The sequence below is a fragment of the Candidatus Neomarinimicrobiota bacterium genome, assembly GCA_018647265.1.
Classification (GTDB): domain Bacteria; phylum Fidelibacterota; class Marinisomatia; order Marinisomatales; family TCS55; genus TCS55.
On the sequence record JABGTK010000057.1, the window covers coordinates 1 to 2468 of the forward strand.

Annotated in this window: 3 protein-coding genes; all 3 read left to right on the top strand. The window is 39.7% G+C overall.

The window, feature by feature from the left end:
- Nucleotides 1-721 (top strand): MFS transporter (locus HN459_03670; GenBank protein ID MBT3478542.1); only part of this gene is annotated, 721 nt, incomplete at its 5' end.
- A complete protein-coding gene (locus tag HN459_03675) occupies nucleotides 711-1682 on the top strand; it encodes a glycosidase (GenBank protein ID MBT3478543.1) in 972 nt (323 codons plus the stop codon). The genes HN459_03670 and HN459_03675, both read left to right, overlap by 11 nt.
- A 15-nt stretch (nucleotides 1683-1697) precedes the next feature.
- On the top strand, nucleotides 1698-2468 hold a 771-nt coding region (locus tag HN459_03680), incomplete at its 3' end, for a glycoside hydrolase family 92 protein (GenBank protein MBT3478544.1).

The window sequence follows — 2468 nt, forward strand, 5'->3', positions numbered from 1 at the left end:
ATTAGCGAATCGAGAATGGTTTGTCCTTTTACTGGCAACATTGTTTCTATATTTGGTTACTTCCACGGGGATGGTGATTTCTACTTATTATTTTAAATATTACGTGGGGGATCAACTAATCAACTTCCCGGGGATCGAAGGCTCTTTCGGATTTGCGGAACTCACATCATTATTTAATTCTTTGGCAATGATCTTTAGTATCATTGGAGTGCTTTGTGTAAAGTGGTTTGTGGATCGGTATGGGAAGAAAAAGACATTTGTTCTATCCTTGAGTGTGGGGGCTGGAACCATGTTACCCTATTATTTTTTAACACCGGAAAGTCTATGGCTCATCATGGTGCTGAAGATCATAAGCTCATTTGCATTGGGACCAATTTCTGTCATCCTTTGGGCCATGTATGCTGACACGGCAGATTTCAGCGAGTGGAAGACAGGAAGACGCGCCACTGGTTTGGTATTTTCTGCTTCAACCATGTCGCAAAAAATTGCATGGGCATTGGGTACAGCACTTTCAGGATGGCTCCTAACATCTATTGGCTTTGAACCAAATGTTGAGCAATCGGAACAAGTGATTGCCGGTATTAAGGCATTAATGAGTACCATCCCTGCTACTGCAGGATTGATATCAATAATAATGATTTTGTTTTACAAGTTAGATCGAAAAAAGATGAATAATATTGAACAAGAATTACAAGTAAGAAGAGGTGCAATTGATGAGTAAAGTTAATATTCCATGGGAAGATCGTCCTGAAGGGAATAATGATATTGTATGGCGGTATTCTCAGAATCCCGTAATCGGGCGTTATCATATTCCCAGTTCAAATAGCATTTTTAACAGTGCTGTTGTATCATTTGAAGATGGCTTTGCAGGTGTATTCCGTTGCGACAATAAAGCAGTGCAAATGAATATCCATGTTGGTTTCAGCAAGGATGGCCTCGATTGGGATATAAACAATAACCCAATCAAAATGAAGAATGGAAATTCAGACATGATCCATTCGGAATATAAATATGATCCACGAGTCGTATTCATTGAAGACCGTTATTGGATCACATGGTGCAACGGATACCACGGCCCAACAATTGGCGTTGCATATACATATGATTTTAAATCTTTTCATCAGTGTGAAAATGCCTTTCTTCCTTTCAATCGGAATGGTGTGTTATTTCCAGAAAAAGTGGATGGGAAATACGTGATGCTCAGCCGGCCAAGCGGTCCCGGTCATAATAATTATGGTGATATTTATCTCAGTTATAGTCCCGATATGAAATACTGGGGTGAACATCGCATTGTAATGAAAGTGGCTAATTGGAATGATTCGGGATGGCAGACAGCGAAGATTGGTGCAGGGACGGTCCCAATCAGAACGGATGCTGGTTGGCTCATGTTCTACCACGGTGTTTTGGAATCTTGTAATGGTTTTCGTTATGCCATGGGTGCCGCATTGCTGGATTTAGAAAGTCCTGATAAAGTATTGTATCGTTCTAAATCCTATTTGCTCGGTCCGGCAGTGGATTATGAATTAATGGGCGACGTACCAAATGTGGTATTTCCTGTAGCCTCTCTCCACGATGATGATGGAAAGGTTGCCATTTATTATGGCGCAGCCGATACAGTCACAGCTATGGCTTTTTGCAAGATAGATGAGGTAATTGCGTTCTTAAAAGACAATTCACTTTAATTAGAGAATCAATCCATGAAAAAATTATTTCCAATAATATTTTTGATACTCGCATTAATTGGATGCTCAAAATCAGGTTCATCTAACAATAAATATGTAGATCCATTTATTGGCACCGGTGGCCATGGGCATACTTATCCTGGCGCAACAGTGCCTTTTGGAATGGTTCAACTCAGCCCTGATAATGGTACACAAGGGTGGGATTGGTGTTCAGGATATCATACCACAGATAGTGTTATTGTTGGTTTCAGCCACACGCATCTTAGTGGTACAGGGATTGGGGACCTCTATGATATTTCAATAATGCCCCATGTTGGTGATGCAGACCTCACACAAATTGTTGGTGATTATAAAGAATTGAATTATAGTTCAACATTTTCTCATGATAACGAATCAGCTGAACCGGGTTATTATTCAGTTCTCCTTGATAAAGGTAAAATACAAGTGGAACTCACAGCCACTGAGCGAACGGGGTTCCATCGCTATATTTATGGTGATGATGGCAATGCCCAAATTGTTTTGGATTTAGGCTATGCTCAGAATTGGGATCGTACCATGGATACCCAATTGAACATTGAAAATGACAAACTCATCACTGGATACCGTTTCTCCAAAGGCTGGGCTAATGATCAAAAAGTATTTTTCGCGATACAATTTTCAAAATCAATTGTGAATGAATCTACCATTAAAGACGAAATTAAAGTTTTGGATGGTAAAGGGATAGAGAAGCCTGTTAAAAGATCTAAAGCCAAATTTAATTTTAATCTATCGGGTGACCGAGAATTA